Origin of the sequence: Rhizobium sp. H4 (assembly GCF_003013335.1) — a bacterium.
GTDB lineage: Bacteria > Pseudomonadota > Alphaproteobacteria > Rhizobiales > Rhizobiaceae > Rhizobium > Rhizobium sophoriradicis.
This window is the reverse complement of the sequence record NZ_PSOW01000003.1, coordinates 49418-67928: the sequence shown is the minus strand read 5'-3', so window position 1 is coordinate 67928 and position 18511 is coordinate 49418. Positions and strand designations below refer to the sequence as shown.

Sequence of the window (18511 nt, the reverse complement as noted above, 5' to 3'; positions counted from 1 at the left end):
TCACAGCCCAGCAGGAGCTCTTTCGAAATTTTCTTCCGATCCCGCGCTTAAAAGCGCAGCACACTGGCTATTTTTTGTGCGATCTTATTTATGCACAATTTTAGGGCGGATATCTTGCCAAAATTGCTGCACTGCGTCATTATTAGAGGCATGACGCATCTCGATCTGACGATTCTGGTGATCGACGAAAATACCATTCGCGCTTCCATCATCGAGGAAGGGCTGCGCGAGGCTGGGCACGCGCGCGTTACCGTAGTGCATGAAGTCAACGGCATTGCACGAACCATCGAAACGCTGATGCCTGACGTGATCATCATCGATATCGAAAATCCCAACCGCGATATGATGGAGCATCTGTTTCAGTTGACGCGCACCGTCAGCCGACCGATCGCCATGTTCGTCGATCGCTCCGACACCGCCTCGATCGAGGCTGCGGTCGAGGCCGGCGTATCCGCCTATATCGTCGACGGACTGAAGAAGGAACGCGTCAAACCGATCCTCGACATGGCCGTCAGCCGCTTCAACGCCTTCAGCCGATTGCGGCGGGAGCTTGCCGATGCCCGTTCGGCGCTGGAGGAACGCAAGCTCATCGAGCGCGCCAAGGGCATATTGATGAAGAAACGGGGCCTGAGCGAGGAAGAGGCCTTCGCCCTACTGCGCCAGACCGCGATGAACGAGAAGAAGAAGATGTCGGAAATCGCCCAGAGCGTTGTCACCGCCGCGGGGCTTTTGATGTGATGGCGGGCCTCCTAAATTTCCGGAGGAAACCGGAGTGGACATGATGACGAAGACCGCCAGTTCCAGCGGCGGGCTGCCCTCGCCCGCGCAGATCAACAATGAAGGCCCGAAAGTGCTGCGGGCTGGCTTCATTCCGCTCGTCGATGCATCGGTGCTGATCGCGGCAGCGGAATTCGGCTTCGCGCAGAAGGAAGGCCTGACGCTCCATCTCGTCAAGGACGTCTCCTGGGCGAATGTCCGTGACCGCCTGGCATTCCGCCAATTCGATATCGCCCATATGCTGTCGCCGATGCCGGTCGCGTCCATGCTCGGCCTCGGCTCCAATCCCTCGCCGACAATCACGCCGTTTTCCCTTGGCCGGGGCGGCAATGCGATCACGCTGTCGGCGCGGCTCTTCGACAGGATGCGGGATGACACCGGATTGCCGGAAACAGCAACCGCGCTGGATAACGCCCATGCTCTGGCAAAAACGATCGCCGCGATCAAGGCGCGCGGCGAGCCGCTGCCGACCTTCGGGGTCACTTATCCCTTCTCCTCGCACAATTACGAATTCCGCTACTGGCTGGCGGCCGGCGGCATCGATCCCGACAAGGACGTCAAGCTCGTCGTCGTGCCGCCGCCGCTGACATCGGATGCGCTGGCGGCAGGCGCGATCGACGGCTTCTGCGTCGGCGCTCCCTGGAACATGGTCGCCTCGGAGCGCGGTCTCGGCCGCATCGTCGCCGCCAAACAGGACATCTGGCCGTCGGCGCCGGAAAAGGTGATCGGCATGCGGCCGGATTGGGCGGAAAGCCATCCGGAGACCGTTTCCCGGCTGATCGTAGCGCTCGACGCGGCTGCCCGCTGGTGCGACCGGCCAGACAATCACAACGCGCTGGCCGCCGCCCTCGCCGATCCGCGCTATATTGCCGCCCCCGTCGACATCATTCGCCGCGTTCTCGCCGGCGAATTCAGCCTCGATGGCAGGGGAAACCGGCGCATCATCGCCGATTATTTCCAGTTTCATTCCGGCTTCGCCAATTATCCCCGGCCGAGCCATGCGCTGTGGATTTACAGCCAGATGATGCGCTGGGGGCAGGCCGAGGCCAGCCTCGTCAAGGCGCGGGCCGCCGCCTCCGCCTACCGCCCCGATCTCTATCGCACCGCTCTCGGCGACGCCAACGCACCTGACGACGCCGATATCCGTATCGAAGGCAATGACGAGGGCGACCGCTTCATGGACGGCCACGTCTTCGATCCGACGGAACTGCCGAGCTATGTAGCGAGCTTTGCCGTCAAAAGCACCCTGCCCTTCGCTCCCCACAGCGATGAGACCTGATCCTTGCCGGACTGCACAAAACGCCAGCAAAGTTCGATGCCCACCATCACCGCAACGCACAAAAGATTTGCACGATTTTTGGCAGCCGTAAAAACGAGCAGATGGATGCTGGCGGTAAATTCCCTTTATATCCAACAACTTAAAGAAAAACCACAAAACTGGCACGCAGTTTGCAAGACTATTAGCGCACAGATCAATGGCGATCAGCGCAGTATGTGAGCGCAACAGGCGCTCGCAGAAGACCATGAATTCGGCGTCCAACGGCGGGCGCCACCAGCAAAGCCGCTGATCAGGATATTTCGCGCACCTCGTGCAGCGCAGCCTGACCAGCGGCTTTTTTGTTTTTAACCCCCAGCGATGGATCGGCGCGACCTTGTCGGGCCACGGAGAAGCCATGTCTGTCATCGAGAAAGCGAAGCCTATGTCCGCCGGCGAACCAGCCAAAGCATTGTGGATCTCCACGGTTGCCTTCACCCTCTGTTTCGCCGTCTGGACGATCTTTGCGATCATCGGCGTCCGCATCAAGCAGGAGCTCAACCTCAACGAGGCTGAGTTCGGATTGTTGATCGGCACTCCGGTTCTGACCGGTTCGCTCGTGCGCATCGTGCTCGGTATCTGGACGGGGCGTTACGGTGGCCGTCTCGTTTACACGCTCACGATGCTTGCCGCCGCAGTGGCGACCTTCCTGCTCTCCTACGCCCACACCTATACGCAGATGCTGATCGCCGGCCTCGGCGTCGGGCTTGCCGGCGGCTCCTTCGCGGTCGGTGTCGCCTATGTCTCGCCGTTCTTCCCGGCGGAGAAGCAGGGAACGGCGCTCGGCATCTTCGGCGCCGGCAATGTCGGCGCGGCTGTGACCAAATTCGCCGCTCCCTTCGTTCTGCTCGCCTGGGGCTGGCAGGCGGTTGCGGAAATCTGGGCCGTCTGTCTGGCGGTGATGGCCATCGTCTTCTGGTTCACCACCACGGACGATCCGGCCTTCCGTCTTCGCCGCGAGCGCGGCGCCGCTTCGAAGAGCCTAGCCCAGGAATTCGCACCGCTGCAGAACGTCCAGGTCTGGCGCTTCTCGCTCTACTATTTCTTCGCCTTCGGCGGCTTCGTCGCCCTGTCGCTGTGGCTGCCGCGCTATCTGGTCGGCGTCTACGGCTTCAACCTCGAAACTGCCGGCATGATCGCGGCGGCCTACTCGATCCCCGGCAGCATCTTCCGGGCCTTCGGCGGCGTGCTGTCCGATAAGAAGGGCGCACGCAGCGTGATGTACGCAATGTTCGCCGTGTCGGCCGTGGCCACGCTCATCCTGTCGCTGCCGGTCGCGACAATCACACCCGTCATCTTCATCGCCGTCATCTTCGTGCTGGGCTTCTTCATGAGCCTCGGCAAGGCCGCCGTCTACAAGCACATTCCGGGCTACTATCCCGACAGCGTCGGCGCCGTCGGCGGCGTCGTCGGCATGATGGGCGGTCTCGGCGGTTTCATCCTGCCGATCGCCTTCGGCCTCCTCAAGGACATGACGGGCCTCTGGTCCAGCTGCTTCCTGCTGCTCTTCGCAATCGTCGCGATCTCGCTCATCTGGATGCACCTGTCCGTCAAGCAACTGTCGCGCCAAGGGCACTCCGCGCCCGTGCCTGCAACCTAATCCAAGGGACTTGAACGTATGACCGAAAAACTCGTCATCATCGGCAATGGCATGGCGCCGGGGCGCATGCTGGAGCACCTCTTCGAACGGGCGCCCGGACGCTACGACGTCACGATCTTCAATGCCGAACCGCGCGTCAATTACGACCGCATCATGCTGTCGCCGGTTCTCTCCGGAGAGAAAGACTACGAGCAGATCATCATTCACGGTGACGGCTGGTACATCAAGCACGGCATCATGCTCTACAAGGGCCACAAGATCGTCAACATCGATCGCGCCGCCAAGACCGTCACCTCCGACCACGGCGTCACCGAAAGCTACGACAAGCTGGTGATCGCCACCGGTTCCGTGCCCTTCATCATCCCGGTTCCCGGCAAGGATCTGCCCGGCGTCATCACCTATCGCGATCTCGACGACGTGCAAGCGATGCTGCTTGCCGCCCAGTCGCGCGAAAAGGCGGTCGTCATCGGCGGCGGCCTGCTTGGCCTCGAAGCGGCGGCCGGCCTTGCCCAGCGCGGCATGGACGTCACCGTCCTGCACGTCATGCCGACGCTGATGGAGCGCCAGCTCGATCCCGCCGCCGGTTATCTGCTGCAGAAGGCGGTCGAAGAACGCGGCATCAAGGTCATCTGCAAGGCCAACACCAAGGCGATCATCGGCAATGGCAAGGTCGAAGGCATCGAACTCGACGACGGCCGCATCATCCCGGCCACCCTCGTCGTCATGGCCGTCGGCATTCGCCCGAGTGTCGGCCTGGCGAAGGACGCCGGCCTTGCGGTCAATCGCGGCATCGTCGTCGATGCCGGCATGCAGACTTCGGATGGCGACATTTTCGCGCTCGGCGAATGCGCCGAGGTGGGCGGCATGGTCTACGGCCTCGTCGCGCCGCTCTACGAAATGGCCCGCATCGCCGCAGCGCATCTCTCCGGCGACCGTTCGCCTGCTTTCGTGCATGCGGACACCCCGACCAAGCTTAAGGTCACCGGCATCGAACTCTATTCGCTCGGCGATTTCGCCGATGGCGACGACCGCGAGGAGATCGTACTGCGCGATGCCAGCGCTGGCATCTACAAGCGCCTGGTGCTGAAGGACAACAAGATCATCGGCACCGTGCTTTACGGCGAAACCGCCGACGGCGCCTGGTTTAACGATCTGAAGAAGAAGGCGACCGATATTTCGGAGATGCGCGAGACGCTGATCTTCGGTCAAGCCTATCAGGGAGGGTCGCCGCTGGACCCTATGGCGGCCGTTGCAGCCTTGCCGGATGACGCGGAAATCTGTGGCTGCAACGGCGTATGCAAGGGCAAGATCACCTCGACGATCACGAGCAAAGGGCTGACGTCACTCGACGACGTACGCGCCCATACAAAGGCCTCCGCCTCGTGCGGCTCCTGCACCGGCCTCGTCGAGCAACTGATGGCGCTGACGCTCGGCGACGGCTACAATCCGGCTGCCGTGCAGCCGATGTGCACCTGCACCGAACTCGGCCATGACGATGTTCGCCGCCTGATCAAGGCGAAAGGTCTGAAGAGCATCCCCGCCGTCATGCAGGAATTGGAATGGAAGACCTCCTGCGGCTGCGCCAAGTGTCGGCCGGCGCTCAACTATTACCTCGTCTGCGACTGGCCGGACGAATATGCCGACGACTACCAGTCGCGTTTCATCAATGAGCGCGTCCACGCCAACATCCAGAAGGACGGCACCTACTCCGTCGTTCCGCGCATGTGGGGCGGCGTCACCAATTCGAACGAGTTGCGCGCCATCGCCGATGTCGTCGACAAGTTCGAAATCCCGATGGTGAAAGTGACGGGCGGCCAGCGCATCGACTTGCTCGGCATCGAGAAGGAAGACCTCCCCGCCGTCTGGGCCGATCTCGGTAAAGCCGGTTTCGTCTCCGGCCAGGCCTATGCCAAGGGCTTGCGCACGGTGAAGACCTGCGTTGGTTCGGACTGGTGCCGCTTCGGCACGCAGGATTCGACCGGTCTCGGCATCCGCATCGAGAAATTCATGTGGGGCTCATGGACACCGGCCAAGCTGAAGATGGCCGTCTCCGGCTGCCCGCGCAATTGCGCCGAAGCGACTTGCAAGGATATCGGCGTGATCTGCGTCGACTCCGGTTTCGAGATCCATTTCGCCGGCGCCGCCGGTCTCGATATCAAGGGCACCGAAGTGCTCGGCCTGGTGAAGACCGAGGACGAGGCGCTGGAGCATATCGTGGCATTGACGCAGATGTACCGCGAGCAGGCCCGCTATCTCGAGCGCATCTACAAATGGGCCAAGCGCGTCGGCCTGGATGAAATTCGCCGCCAGATCATGGACGATGCCGAAAAGCGCAAGGCCTATTACGACCGCTTCGTCTTCAGCCAGAAATTCGCCCAAGTCGATCCCTGGTCGGAGCGCGTCTCCGGCAAGGACAAGCATGAATTCAAGCCGATGGCGACGATCGGCTATCCGCAGGCTGCCGAGTAAGGAGATGGACATGAATTGGGTTGCAATCGGTGACATCTCCGATATCCCGCTGCGCGGCGCGCGCTGCGTGAAGACGCCGCAGGGCAAGATCGCCGTCTTCCGTACGGCCGAAAACGAGGTGTTCGCCATCGAGGATCACTGCCCGCACAAGGGTGGTCCGCTCTCCCAGGGCATCGTGCATGCCAAGGCCGTCACCTGCCCGCTGCACAATTGGGTGATCTCTCTGGAAACCGGCAAGGCGCTCGGCGCCGACGATGGCGCGGTGCGGACCATACCGGTCCGCAACGAGGACGGCGCCCTGTTCATCGCGCTCGAAAGCCTGATGATGGCGGCTGAATAATGGCGGCTGAGGTCAAGACCACCTGCCCCTATTGCGGCGTCGGCTGCGGCGTTATCGCCACGGTGGACGAGGCCGGCGCCGTCAGCGTCAAGGGCGATCCCGAGCATCCGTCGAATTTCGGCCGGCTCTGCTCGAAGGGTTCGGCGCTTGCCGAAACCATCGATCTCGACGGCCGGCTGCTTTATCCCGAAATTGCAGGCGAACGGAGCGATTGGGACGAGGCGCTCGATTTGGTCGCCCGGCGTTTTTCCGAAACGATAGCCGAACACGGGCCTGACTCTGTTGCCTTCTACGTCTCCGGCCAGTTACTGACCGAGGATTATTATGTCGCCAACAAGCTGATGAAGGGCTTCATCGGTTCGGCCAATATCGACACCAATTCCAGGCTCTGCATGTCCTCGTCGGTGGCCGGGCATCGCCGCGCCTTCGGCGCCGATACCGTGCCAGGGACCTATGAGGATATCGAACTTGCGGATCTCGTGGTGCTCACCGGCTCCAACCTCGCCTGGTGTCACCCCGTCATCTACCAGCGGCTGGCCGCCGCAAAAGCGGCGCGGCCGAACATGCGGATCGTCGTCATCGATCCGCGCCGGACGATGACATGCGATATCGCCGACCTGCATCTGGCTATCCGCCCGGACGGCGACGTCGCGCTGTTCATGGGGCTGCTCGCCCATCTCGCCACAAGCCCAGCGATCGACCAGAATTATATCGCCTCCCATACGGAAGGCTTCGCCGGCGCCTTTGCGGCCGCCGCAGCGCTTGATATCAACGATCTCCTGGAGCGGACCGGCCTGCCGGCCATGCAGATCCGGGAATTCTTCCGCCTGTTCGAGACAACGTCGAAGGTCGTCACCTGCTACAGCCAGGGCGTCAACCAATCCTCTTCCGGCACTGACAAGGTCAATGCCATCCTCAACTGCCATCTGGCGACCGGCCGCATCGGCCGTCCGGGCATGGGCCCGTTCTCGCTGACCGGCCAGCCGAACGCCATGGGCGGGCGCGAAGTCGGCGGTCTCGCCAACATGCTCGCCGCCCATATGGCGATCGAAAATCCTGACGACCGCGACCGCGTGCAGCGCTTCTGGGATTCGCCAGTCATCGCCGCAAAAGGGGGCCAGAAAGCGGTCGACATGTTCCGCGCCGTCGCCGACGGACGCATCAAGGCGCTCTGGATCATGGCCACCAACCCCGTCGTCTCGATGCCGGATGCCGATAGCGTCGAAAGCGCGATCGCCGCCTGTCCCTTCGTCGTCGTCTCCGACGTTCTGAGAGAGACGGATACGACCCGGCATGCAGATGTGCTTCTGCCCTCGCTCGGCTGGGGCGAAAAGGACGGCACCGTCACCAATTCCGAACGGCGCATTTCCAGGCAGCGGCCGTTTCTCGGCATCCCTGGCGATGCGAAGGCCGACTGGTGGCAGCTTGCGGAGGTCGGACGCCGCATGGGATTTGCCGCTGCCTTCGATTTCGATGCGCCGGCCGAAATATTCGCCGAACACGCCGCCCTTTCCGCCTTCGAAAACAACGGCAGCCGCGACTTCGACATCGGCGCCCGCGCCGGTATCTCAGGCGCCGCCTATGAAGAACTGTCGCCCTTCCAATGGCCGCAGGCGGCAGGGAGCGCGCCGGGCGTCACCCGCTTCTTCGCCGATGGCGGCTTCTACCATGCCGATGGCAAGGCACGCTTCGTTGCGGTGGAACCGCCGGCAACCGATCGCACCAATGCCGACTTCCCCTTTACGCTGAATACCGGACGCATCCGCGACCAGTGGCATACGATGACGCGAACCGGAAAGAGCGCGCGGCTTTCCGCCCATATCGCCGAACCCTTTGCCGAGATCCATCCGCGCGATGCGATCGAGACCGGTATATCGAGCGCCGGTCTCGCCGAGATCGACAGCCCGCACGGCAAGGCGATCGTCCGCGCGCTGGTGACCGATCGCCAGGCGCGCGGCAGCATTTTCGCGCCGATGCACTGGAACGACCAGTTCGCGGCAAAAGCGCGGATCGACGCCGTGGTCGCGCCGATCACCGATCCGATTTCCGGCCAGCCGGCATCGAAAAACGTCGCCGTCGCCGTCCGCCCCTTCCGCGCCGCGCATTACGGCTTCGCGGTCTCGGCCGTCAAACCGGCCACGCCGGAGGCGGCTTATTGGGCGCTGGCGAAAGCCGACGGCGGCTGGCGGCTGGAGCTTGCCTTCGGCGAAACCGTCGAGGACTGGACGGCCTGGTGCCGGGCGGTTTTTGCCATTCCCGACGAAATCGAACCGCTGGGTTACGCCGACCGGCAAACCGGCGACCTCAGGCTCGCCTTCTTCGACGGCGAGACGCTGCTCGCCGCGCTGTTCCTCGCGCGCGAGCCGGTCGCCGTGGCGCGCAACTGGGCAATCTCGCAGCTCTCGGTGCCGCATGGTGACCTGCGGAAACGCTTCGCGCTGGTAGCAGGCCGCCCTGGGGCCGGCAGACCGGATCCGGGCGCCACCGTCTGCTCTTGCTTCAGCGTCGGGGTCAATCAGATCGCCGCTGCCGTGCGCGGCGGATGCCACAGCGTCGAGGCGGTCGGCAAGGAAACCAGCGCCGGGACCAATTGCGGCTCCTGCCGCGGCGAAATCGGCCGGATCATCGATCGCTGTCTTGCCGCGGCCGCGGAGTGAAAGGCGAAAAACTGTAACGTGGCGATATCAGGCCACGTTCGGGGCGATCAACATCTTGTGGTCGGCCGAGATGCGCACCGAAATTTCGTCGTAGGATGCGAGGGTCGGATGCGACGTCTCCATCTTCTGGTGATGGGTTGCCGTCACTACCATCACGTCGGCGCCCGCGGCCTCGCCGGCGATGATGCCGGCTGTGACATCCTCGAACACCAGGCAGTCCTGGGTGCTGACGCCGAGACGTTCGGCGCCGAGAATGTAACATTGCGGATCGGGCTTTCCGACTTTGACGTCCTCCGCCGTCACCATGAATTTCGGCAGTGACAAGCCTGCCGCTTCCAGCCGCCGGCGGGCAAGACGCAACGGCGAGGAGGTGACGATCGCCCAGCGATCCGGCGGCAGCGAACTTAGGAAGGCGGCAGCGCCAGAAATGGCGACGACATCGCTGACATCGGCGATTTCGGCCTCGGTCACCAATTTGGCTTCATGTTCGGGATCGACGCCCGGCAGGTTCAGCCGGGCGATCGTGTCGACGCCGCGCGATCCATGCATCTTCGGCAGAAAGTCCGCAACATCGAGCCCTTGACGCCTGGCCCAATCGCTCCACACCCGTTCGGCCGCACGGATCGAATTGAGAATGGTACCATCCATATCGAACAGGAAGGCGGCATAAGGCTTCTCGAAGCCACGCGGCATCGGCTGGGACAAAATGCTGAATCCTTCGGGAAAGAGAGTCGGATGGCAGTCGCTGGACGCGATGAAACGGCAAATCGCCATGTTTTGCAAGTTTTCGAGCGTGACTGCGACGATGTCGCAAATCTGTCCTAAAAGGCGGCGGCGCCCGAAGCCGCTATCAGATCGCAGGAGAGGCGAAGGCCGATCCGGTCATGGCAAAGGTCGCCAGTTCTGGCGGCTAGCCGCAGTTCAGCCGGCGCGTCCGCCCGGAGACGGGCCTGTCCTGTCGGATCGACGCGTGTCGGAATGGCGGTCCACAAGGAGGGGCGGCTGACGTCGATCGCGGAAATATCGGCTCTTTCGCCGCCTGTGGCCGTGGCAGCGATCGCCATTCCACCTGCCGTCAAAGCAAGTGAAAGCGCAATCTGCAGACCGAGATCTGCGGCCTCGCGAGGGGAAACGAACATAGCGGCCTCATGCTGCGGATTAGCGTTTCGTGTGCCTAAGGCAGACAGTGGCAGCGATCCAGCGGCTTCGCCGGTTAAGGTTTATGCGTAACCATGCAAGGCCAGCGTGCAGGTTTTTCGCAAATTTCGGAACAATGCCTCCGTGGGCCAGTTACCCAACGGTCATCCAAGATGAAAATCAAAGGAGGATATCCTCATGACCAGATCTCTTATCGCCGCTTCGCTGCTCGCGATCGGCATGGCATCGTCGGCCTTTGCCCAGTCGAACCCCGATCCGATTGGGCCGACGAATGGCGGTTCGACCGATCCGAGTTCGGGTAACTATTCGTCCGATTACACCAACAGCGACAATGGCATCCGTCCGGTGCAGGTCGCCCCGGTCGATCCGACCACGACACAGAGCATCGGCCGGCCCCAGACGATGGAATGCCCCGGCATGCCGCAGCAGAATTCAGGCGTCGACACCCGTGGCGGTCAGAGCGGCGCATCGATCAGCGAAGCCTGCCGCGAATACGACAACTGAGCAGGCCATCGCCCACTTTGAGAAAGGCCGGTTCACGCCGGCCTTTTTCATGTCTTCGGATGAAAATTTGATCCGGCCTTTCCGTCGATTCGTAGCAGCGTCAATGACACGAGCGGAGACGGCTTCTTGGCAGCGGGCGAGACAAAACCTGTCATACTGTGGTTTCGCAAGGATTTGCGCCTTGACGACAACCAGGCTCTTGGGGCCGCTCATCGTTCCGGGCGACCGATCATCCCCCTCTATATCCGCGAGCCGACGGCCGCGGGCACAGGTCCGCTCGGTGCCGCTCAGGCTTGGTGGCTGCATCATTCGCTGGAAGCGCTGAATATGTCGTTGCGCAAGCGGCAGGGACGGCTGGTGCTTGCAAGCGGCGAGGCGCTCGAGGTGCTGCGCGGCGTCATCAGGAAGAGCGGCGCAGACGCCGTTTACTGGAACCGGCGCTACGACCCGTCCGGAATGTCGATCGATGTCCGCATCAAGGCTGAACTGGAAAAGCAGGGGATCGAAGCAAGAAGTTTCACCGGCCAGCTGCTGCACGATCCGTGCCGGCTGGTGACCGGCAAGGGCACGCCCTACCGGGTCTACACTGGCGCGCACTGGAGAGTGCCGGCGAACCAGGATCACGTCCTGGAGATCGGCTGCGGTTGGGGCGGTTTTGCCGAATTCGCAGCCGGCGAGCTGGACTGCAAGGTCACCGGGCTGACGATCAGCCGGGAGCAGCTCGCCTATGCCGAAGCGCGCATCGAAAAGGCAGGTCTTGGCGATCGCGTCAAATTTCGTTTTCAGGATTACCGTGATGAAGCCGGGCTCTACGACCGGATCGTCTCGATCGAAATGTTCGAGGCTGTCGGCGAAAAATATTGGCCGTTCTATTTCTCCAAGCTCCGGCAATGCCTGAAGCCGGGCGGCAAGGCCGGCCTGCAGATCATAACCATCCGGCCTGAAGCCTTCGACCAATATCGCAGCAATCCCGACTTCATTCAGAAATACGTCTTTCCCGGCGGCATGCTGCCGACGCGCAACCACCTGGCCGATCTCGCCGGCAGGGTCGACCTGTCACTGGTCAGGGACTTCAGCTTCGGGCTCCCCGTACGCTTGCCGAATGGCGCGAGCGCTTCCGGTCGGTCTGGGAATGCATCCGCCCGATGGGTTTCGACGAGCGCTTCAAGCGCTTCTGGGAATTCTATCTGTTCTATTGCGAAGCCGGTTTCCGGGCCCGCAATATCGATGTGCGCCAGGTGGTGTTCTCGCGCAGCTGATCATTCCGCCGGATGCGGTGTCGCCGGATGGTGACCTGCCGATGACGGCCGTTCGCGCCAGCCGGTCAAGCGGTTCACCAGCGGGAAATAAGCGCCGTAGGGAAGCAGACGCGCAAGCTTCAGCATCGTGGTGAAGCGCCCGGGGAACGTGATCTCGAAGGCTTGCGATTTCAGTCCGGCTGCGATCTGCCGGGCAGCCTCCTCGGGCGACACCAGCGCCGGCATCGGCAAGGCGCTCTTGCCTGTCGCCGGGGCATCGATGAAGCCCGGGCTGACGAGTTGGATGCGGATGCCCATCTTGTCGAGATCGAACTTCAGGCTTTCGGCCATGTTGATCAGCGCCGCCTTGGTGGCGCCATAGGCCGCCCCCGTCGGCAGGCCGCCATAGCCGGAAACGGAGGAGACGATGGCGATCTGCCCCTGCCCTTTCGCCTTCATATGGCGGATCGCCGGCAAGAGACAGTTGACGACGCCGGAAAGATTGACGGTGAAGCTCTTTTCGAAATCGGCGCGGTGCAGGTCCTCGGCATGAACAGGCAGATAGACGCCGGCATTGAGGATCGCCATGGCAAGCGCCCCGTGCTCGTATTCGATGGAGGCCATGACATGTTCCATGTCCTCGGCATCGGTGACGTCGCCATCGAGAACGACGATGCTGCCGTCAAGGCCGCTGGCCTCGGTCTGCAGTTCGACCAATTTTTCATGGCTTCTGGCGGTGACGGCGACCTTGTATCCCTCGCCGGCAAGCTTCAGCGCAAGCGCCCGCCCGAGGCCGGAACTCGCGCCCGATATCCAGACGATTCCATGTTCGGGACGGGCGATGAAATCACGCATGACATGTCCTCCGGCTCTGCCTGACCAACACGACAACGGGTCCGGAAGTTATCATCTCCTCCCGGATTTACGGCTTTATCACACCATTGTGGCTGCTTTCAGCCGATCAGGTCGCCGATCATCTGACGAAGGGATCCGGTGAGCTTGACCGGCCCGTCGGAAACGGCAAAGGCGATGCAGGGCCTGGCCTTTTCGGCGACCGGGCGATGCTCGACCGTCTCGTCGGCGATGGAGATGTCACCGGGACCAAAACGGCCGCGTTCATCGTTGAAGGCGCCGTCGAGGATCAGGATCAGTTCCAGGCCTTTATGGGTGTGGGCCGGTAAGGCACGGCCCGGCCGGATCCACATCAGGCTGACCTCGCAACCTTCCATGTCGAACGAATAGTCCTTGAAGCCGGGCAAGCGCCTGCGCCAGGGCACATCCTCGGCTTCGAAGCCGAGGAGATCGCGCAAAGCCTGGGGAAACGGCGCCCTTTTGGCCACCTTTTTGGAAACATGGTATTCCGAAGCAGAAGGCATAGAGGAAAATATCGCCGCAAGCCGCTGGTCGCGATCGGCTATGGCGGCTTCCGGTGTGCTTTCAAGGGCTTCCCCGGCCAAAAGCTCGAGGCTGCTCACCAGGTATCGATTGCCCGGCTTCATTTGCAGATGGGATCGAACGAGCACCCGCGCCGGCTCGGGCAAGGAGCCGGCGACGTAATGCGCCATCAATGTGTCGATCGTATCGATCTGCTCGTGAACCATGTCGGTTTTGGTCACGCCCTGTTGCTGCGCACCGCTTCGCTTTGTCATCATCCGTACGGGTAAAGTCAACCTTCGGATCACCGCGCAACCGCCGGATGGCGGGTGATGGGCCTTTTCGGGCAGGGAAAGCGAAATTTTGTCGTGGCCGACAGCGGCATGGAATAGCATTTCTTGCCAACACAGCCTTGTGAAGGGAAAAGACCGTTCTTAAAGTAAGAGTTCGAAAGAGGCAGATTCCATGACCTTCCATCCCTCCGTCCTCGAAGCCATCGGCAATACGCCCCTGATCAAACTCAAGGGCGCCTCGGCGGCAACCGGCTGCACCATTCTCGGCAAGGCGGAGTTCCTGAACCCCGGCCAGTCGGTCAAGGACCGTGCCGCGCTCTTCATCATCCGCGACGCCGAGCGGAAGGGGCTGCTTCGGCCCGGCGGCGTCATCGTCGAAGGCACGGCCGGCAATACCGGCATCGGCCTGACGCTGGTCGCCAAGGCCCTCGGCTACCGCACCGTCATCGTCATCCCGGAAACGCAGAGCCAGGAAAAGAAGGACGCGTTGAAACTGCTCGGCGCCGAACTCGTCGAAGTGCCCGCCGTTCCCTACAAGAACCCGAACAATTACGTGAAGGTGTCGGGGCGGCTTGCCGAACAAATGGCGAAGAGCGAGCCGAACGGGGCGATCTGGGCGAACCAGTTCGACAACGTCGCCAACCGGCAGGCGCATGTCGAGACGACCGCGCCGGAAATCTGGAAGGACACCGACGGCAAGGTCGACGGCTTTATCTGCTCCGTCGGCTCCGGCGGCACGCTGGCAGGTGTCGCGGCTGGCCTCAAGGCTTTCAACGCCGACGTCAAGATCGGCATCGCCGATCCCGACGGCGCCGCTCTCTATGAATTCTACCAGAACGGCACGCTGAAATCCGAAGGTTCATCGATCACGGAGGGCATCGGCCAGGGCCGCATCACCGCCAATCTCGAAGGATTCACGCCGGACTTTTCCTATCGGATCTCCGATGCCGAATCCCTTCCCTATCTTTTCGATCTCGTCGAAAATGAAGGCCTGTGCCTCGGCGGCTCGACGGCGATCAATATTGCCGGCGCCGTCAATCTCGCCCGGGATCTCGGACCCGGTCACACGGTGGTGACAATCCTCTGCGACTACGGCAACCGCTATCAGTCGAAACTCTTCAACCCGGATTTTCTGCGGTCGAAGGGGCTGCCCGTTCCCGGCTGGATGGCTAGGTCCTCCGACATACACGTTCCCTACGAACCCGTGTGATACCCATGCCCGTCAATGCCCTCTATCGTGACGACTTCTATCTCTCGACATGCGAGGCGGTCGTCACCGCCGTTCACGACGACGGGGGCATCGAACTCGACCAGACCTGCTTCTATGCGGCGTCGGGCGGCCAGCCCGGTGACACCGGACAGCTTGAACGCGCCGACGGCAGCAAGATCGTGCTCGGCCAGACGAAACATGGCGCGAGCAAGGATATCATCATCCATGTGCCGCTCGACAATGAGCCGCAGCCTGAGATCGGCGAGACACTGGTGCTGCATGTCGATTGGCCGCGCCGCTACAGGCTGATGCGCATGCACACGGCTTGCCACCTGCTGTCGGTCATCTGCTCCTATCCGATCACCGGGGCCGCTGTCGGCGAGGAAGAAAGCCGCATCGACTTCGACATGAGCGAGACGATCGATAAGGACGAGGTCACGGCGAGGCTGATGGAACTGGTAGGCCAGAACCATCCGGTCTACCTGCAATGGATCACCGACAACGAGCTTGCGGCCAATCCTGATATTGTCAAATCGAAGAATGTGCGCCCGCCGATCGGTCTCGGTCGTGTCAGCCTCGTCTGCATCGGCGAAAACTCCTCGATTGACAGCCAGCCCTGCGGCGGCACACATGTCTCGGAAACGCAGGAAGTCGGCCAGATCCATATCGCCAAGATTGAAAAGAAGGGCAAGGAGAACCGGCGCTTCCGTATCCGCTTCGGCGCGCCCGGCGAAGAAGCCTGACAGGGGAGAGCATAATGACTGAGAGCAAGAGCCGTTTCGTCGTCTCCGCCGACTGGCTGCAGGCCGAGCTCGGCAAACCGGATCTGCGTGTGCTCGACGCATCCTTCTATCTGCCGGCGCAGAAACGCGATGCCGATGCCGAATATGCTGCCGGCCATATTCCCAGCGCCATCCGTTTCGATCAGGACAAGATCGCCGACCATTCGACGTCGCTGCCGCACACGATCCCCTCGCCCGACTATTTCGCCACCGAAGCCGGCCGCCTCGGCATCAGCGAGAACGATCGCATCGTCGTCTATGACGGCATCGGCCTGTTTGCCTCGCCGCGAGTGTGGTGGCTGTTCCGGGTGATGGGGGCAAAGAACGTCTTCGTGCTCGACGGCGGTCTCGACGGCTGGAAGGCCGAGGGGCGTCCGCTCGAAACGACGACGCCCGGCCATGCGCCGGCGACGTTTACGCCAAACTTCGATGCGAGCCGCGTGGTGACGCTCGATACCATGCGCGACATCGTCTCGAGCGGCGCGATGCAGATCGCCGATGCCCGCAGCGCCGGCCGCTTCGCCGCCACCGAGCCCGAGCCGCGGGCCGGCATGCGCTCCGGCCATATGCCCGGCGCCCGCAGCCTGCCCTCCGGCGTCTTTGCCTACCAGGGCCGGTTCAAATCATTGCCCGAACTCCGCCAGACGATCGAGGATGCCGGCATCGATCTTTCGAAGCCGGTCGTCACCTCCTGCGGCTCGGGAATCACGGCGGCGATCATCACGCTGGCACTGGAATCGCTCGGCCATCAGGACAACAAGCTTTACGACGGCTCTTGGAGCGAATGGGGAAGCCGTGACGATACGCCTGTCGTCACCGGCCCGCCGACGCCGGTCAAAGCTTGACCGCCATGGGAAAGACGCCCGCTTCGCTCAAGGCGCACATCACCCGTCTCGAAATGACGGCGCCACCAAAAGCCAGCCTGCCGGTGCCGGTCAATATCCAGACGGCGATCATGCGCGCGCCCGGCATCCCACTGCCCTTCTACCGCTATCTCTACCGGCAGGTGGGCGCGCGCTGGCAGTGGGTGGACCGGCTGCGCATGAGCGACGAGCAACTGGCGGAAATGCTGAACGACAAGCGCAACAATATCAGCGTCCTCTATGTGAACGGCGCCCCGGCCGGCTTCTATGAATATTTCTGTGAGGACGAGGATACGATCGAACTCAGCCATTTCGGCCTGATCGAACATGCACTCGGCCTCGGCATCGGCAAGTGGTTTCTGCTGCAGGCGCTTTATGCCATCTGGTCGCTCAATCCGAAGCGGGTCACCACCACAACAAACAATCTCGACCATCCGCGCGCGCTGCAGCTCTACCAGATGTACGGCTTCTCCCCGGTCTCGACCGGCACCGGCATCGTCCGGCCGCTGAGTGACAAGGAGCTTCTGGAGCTGGCGCGGAAAAGTTGAGGATTATCGCGGACGGCGGACTTCATGCTGACAGTGTCTGTCAGCAGCGGTGTAGATAATCCGTAAGCCGCCGGTTTCTGAACCCGCCGCCATCTCACCGTAGAGCCCTGCTATTCTGCCGTTGGCTGGGGCTCAATCCAATCCGATCGGAGCAGGTCCCGAGATGAAGCCGCACCACCGCATTTTCTTCATCCAGTTTGCTGTCGCCCTTTCCGTGGGTGCCTTCCTATCGCGACTGCCTGATCTTCAGCGCAAGTTCGGTCTCACCGAGGGCGAACTCGGGCTTTTGCTCGCTGTCATGTCATTGGGGGTTCTTTGCGGGCTGACATTTTCGGTGAGGATAATCGAGAGGTTCGGTGCGCGCACCACAGCTTTCGTCACGGTGTTCGGTGCAACCTTGTTTTTGTCGCTGATCTCCTGGATGCCTTCAGCGCTATCGGCAATGCCTCTGTTCTTCATCGCCGGTCTTTTCACCGGGGCGTTCGAGATCAATGCCAATATCGAAACCGACCGACACGAGGCTCTGCTTGGTTACCGCATCATGAGCCGCGCTCATGGCATGTGGAGCCTCGGTTTCTGCATGACTGCCCTTATCGCCGCGGGCATGCGGCAAGCCGCCGTCTCCATCGAACTACACACCTTCCTCGTCCTCCTGACCGTCCTCATTTCAGGTTCCGTCGTTTTCTCGAAGATCGAGAACGCGCCTCCTCGGCAGGACGCGCACTCCGGAGAAATCCCGCTCATCGCTTTTCCCACAATGGGGCTGTTGTCCCTTTGCCTGATAGGCGCAGCGCCGCTTTTGGCTGAAGGCGCGAGCGTCGACTGGTCAGCGATCTATATGCGTGACGTCTTTGCGGCCGAACCCTTCATCGGCGGGCTCAGCGTGACGATATTCTCCCTGTGCATCGCCATCGGACGGCTCGCAATGGACCCTGTGATCGACCGCTTCAACCCACACCCGGTCGCAATAGTCCTTCTCGGAATCGTCGTCGTCGGGCTTGTTATGGTCGCGACGGCGGCACATCCGGCCACAGCGCTCATAGGCTTCGGCCTGACCGGCATCGGCTGCTCATCGGTCTATCCGCTTGCCATCTCGGCTGCGGCCCGCCGCACGGACCGGCCGGCTCCGGTTAACGTCGCGGCCCTTGGGCAGACGACCTTCCTCGTGTTTTTCGCCGGCCCGCCCCTGCTTGGTTTTATTGCCGAATATTTCGGCATCCGCATGTCCTACTGGGTGGTGGTCCCCGTAATCGTCACCGCGCTTCTTGTCACCAAGGCGCTCTCCGCTGCTCCGATGCCGGCCACAAGCGAGCCGCAATCTGTGCAGACCAACGGTTGATACACCGGATGTGCTGCGGTGCCGGGCTTCAGGGTCGGATCGGT

At 62.1% G+C, this 18511-nt stretch carries 17 protein-coding genes and 2 pseudogenes; 15 read left to right on the top strand and 4 right to left on the bottom strand.

From position 1 onward, the window contains the following. The first annotated feature begins 150 nt into the window (after positions 1-150). From C4N04_RS05145 to C4N04_RS05120, 7 genes are all read left to right on the top strand, one after another. Positions 151-738, top strand: coding sequence for an ANTAR domain-containing response regulator (locus tag C4N04_RS05145; RefSeq protein ID WP_010058808.1), 588 nt, complete (start codon positions 151-153; stop codon positions 736-738). A 34-nt stretch (positions 739-772) separates the two neighbouring features. Next, on the top strand, positions 773-2056 hold the full coding sequence (locus C4N04_RS05140; RefSeq protein ID WP_009995378.1) for a CmpA/NrtA family ABC transporter substrate-binding protein: 1284 nt from the start codon (positions 773-775) through the stop codon (positions 2054-2056). A gap of 36 nt (positions 2057-2092) precedes the next feature. Beyond that, positions 2093-2275 (top strand): hypothetical protein, encoded by a 183-nt coding sequence (locus C4N04_RS31530; RefSeq protein WP_158775538.1) that lies wholly within the window; start codon positions 2093-2095, stop codon positions 2273-2275. Between the two features lie 175 nt (positions 2276-2450). Then, positions 2451-3692, top strand: a complete 1242-nt coding sequence (locus C4N04_RS05135; RefSeq protein WP_077993984.1) for a nitrate/nitrite transporter — start codon at positions 2451-2453, stop codon at positions 3690-3692. Positions 3693-3710: 18 nt separating this feature from the next. Beyond that, positions 3711-6161 (top strand): nitrite reductase large subunit NirB, encoded by a 2451-nt coding sequence (gene nirB / locus C4N04_RS05130; RefSeq protein WP_077993986.1) that lies wholly within the window; start codon positions 3711-3713, stop codon positions 6159-6161. A gap of 4 nt (positions 6162-6165) precedes the next feature. Then, positions 6166-6501, top strand: coding sequence for a nitrite reductase small subunit NirD (nirD, locus tag C4N04_RS05125; protein WP_010048597.1), 336 nt, complete (start codon positions 6166-6168; stop codon positions 6499-6501). Next, entirely contained in the window at positions 6501-9158 is a 2658-nt protein-coding gene (locus tag C4N04_RS05120) for a nitrate reductase (protein ID WP_106795554.1), read from the top strand. The genes nirD and C4N04_RS05120 overlap by 1 nt, the downstream gene beginning before the upstream one ends. 27 nt (positions 9159-9185) lie before the next feature. On the opposite strand, the gene C4N04_RS05115 is transcribed toward C4N04_RS05120, so the two are convergent. Both C4N04_RS05115 and C4N04_RS05110 read right to left on the bottom strand, forming a co-directional pair. Then, positions 9186-9863: an HAD family hydrolase gene (locus C4N04_RS05115; protein ID WP_096770391.1), complete on the bottom strand. Its 678-nt coding sequence runs from the start codon at positions 9861-9863 to the stop codon at positions 9186-9188. Between the two features lie 116 nt (positions 9864-9979). Continuing rightward, on the bottom strand, positions 9980-10297 hold the full coding sequence (locus tag C4N04_RS05110) for a hypothetical protein (protein ID WP_096770364.1): 318 nt from the start codon (positions 10295-10297) through the stop codon (positions 9980-9982). A gap of 196 nt (positions 10298-10493) precedes the next feature. Between C4N04_RS05110 and C4N04_RS05105 the strand changes: the two genes are divergently transcribed. From C4N04_RS05105 to C4N04_RS05095, 3 genes and pseudogenes are all read left to right on the top strand, one after another. Next, entirely contained in the window at positions 10494-10820 is a 327-nt protein-coding gene (locus tag C4N04_RS05105; RefSeq protein WP_010038239.1) for a hypothetical protein, read from the top strand. A gap of 126 nt (positions 10821-10946) precedes the next feature. After that, a pseudogene (locus C4N04_RS05100) lies at positions 10947-11437 on the top strand (deoxyribodipyrimidine photo-lyase); the annotation flags it as partial. A 1-nt stretch (position 11438) separates the two neighbouring features. Next, positions 11439-12079, top strand: a pseudogene (locus C4N04_RS05095) (cyclopropane-fatty-acyl-phospholipid synthase family protein); the annotation flags it as partial. Here the strand turns inward: C4N04_RS05095 and C4N04_RS05090 are convergent. Together C4N04_RS05090 and C4N04_RS05085 are read right to left on the bottom strand one after the other, a co-directional pair. Beyond that, positions 12080-12913 (bottom strand): SDR family NAD(P)-dependent oxidoreductase, encoded by an 834-nt coding sequence (locus C4N04_RS05090; protein WP_106795553.1) that lies wholly within the window; start codon positions 12911-12913, stop codon positions 12080-12082. A gap of 98 nt (positions 12914-13011) precedes the next feature. Further along, positions 13012-13674, bottom strand: coding sequence for a ChrR family anti-sigma-E factor (locus C4N04_RS05085; protein ID WP_199852446.1), 663 nt, complete (start codon positions 13672-13674; stop codon positions 13012-13014). 223 nt (positions 13675-13897) lie between these two features. Here C4N04_RS05085 and C4N04_RS05080 point away from each other — a divergent pair, with 223 nt between their 5' ends. From C4N04_RS05080 to C4N04_RS05060, 5 genes are all read left to right on the top strand, one after another. Further along, a complete protein-coding gene (locus C4N04_RS05080; RefSeq protein WP_038688438.1) occupies positions 13898-14935 on the top strand; it encodes a cysteine synthase A in 1038 nt (345 codons plus the stop codon). 5 nt (positions 14936-14940) lie between these two features. Continuing rightward, on the top strand, positions 14941-15678 hold the full coding sequence (locus tag C4N04_RS05075) for an alanyl-tRNA editing protein (protein ID WP_106795552.1): 738 nt from the start codon (positions 14941-14943) through the stop codon (positions 15676-15678). 14 nt (positions 15679-15692) lie between these two features. After that, on the top strand, positions 15693-16562 hold the full coding sequence (gene sseA, locus C4N04_RS05070; protein WP_106795551.1) for a 3-mercaptopyruvate sulfurtransferase: 870 nt from the start codon (positions 15693-15695) through the stop codon (positions 16560-16562). 5 nt (positions 16563-16567) lie between these two features. Next, positions 16568-17128, top strand: coding sequence for a GNAT family N-acetyltransferase (locus C4N04_RS05065; protein WP_096764078.1), 561 nt, complete (start codon positions 16568-16570; stop codon positions 17126-17128). A gap of 163 nt (positions 17129-17291) precedes the next feature. Further along, positions 17292-18467 (top strand): MFS transporter, encoded by a 1176-nt coding sequence (locus tag C4N04_RS05060; protein ID WP_106795550.1) that lies wholly within the window; start codon positions 17292-17294, stop codon positions 18465-18467. Positions 18468-18511: the final 44 nt, after the last annotated feature.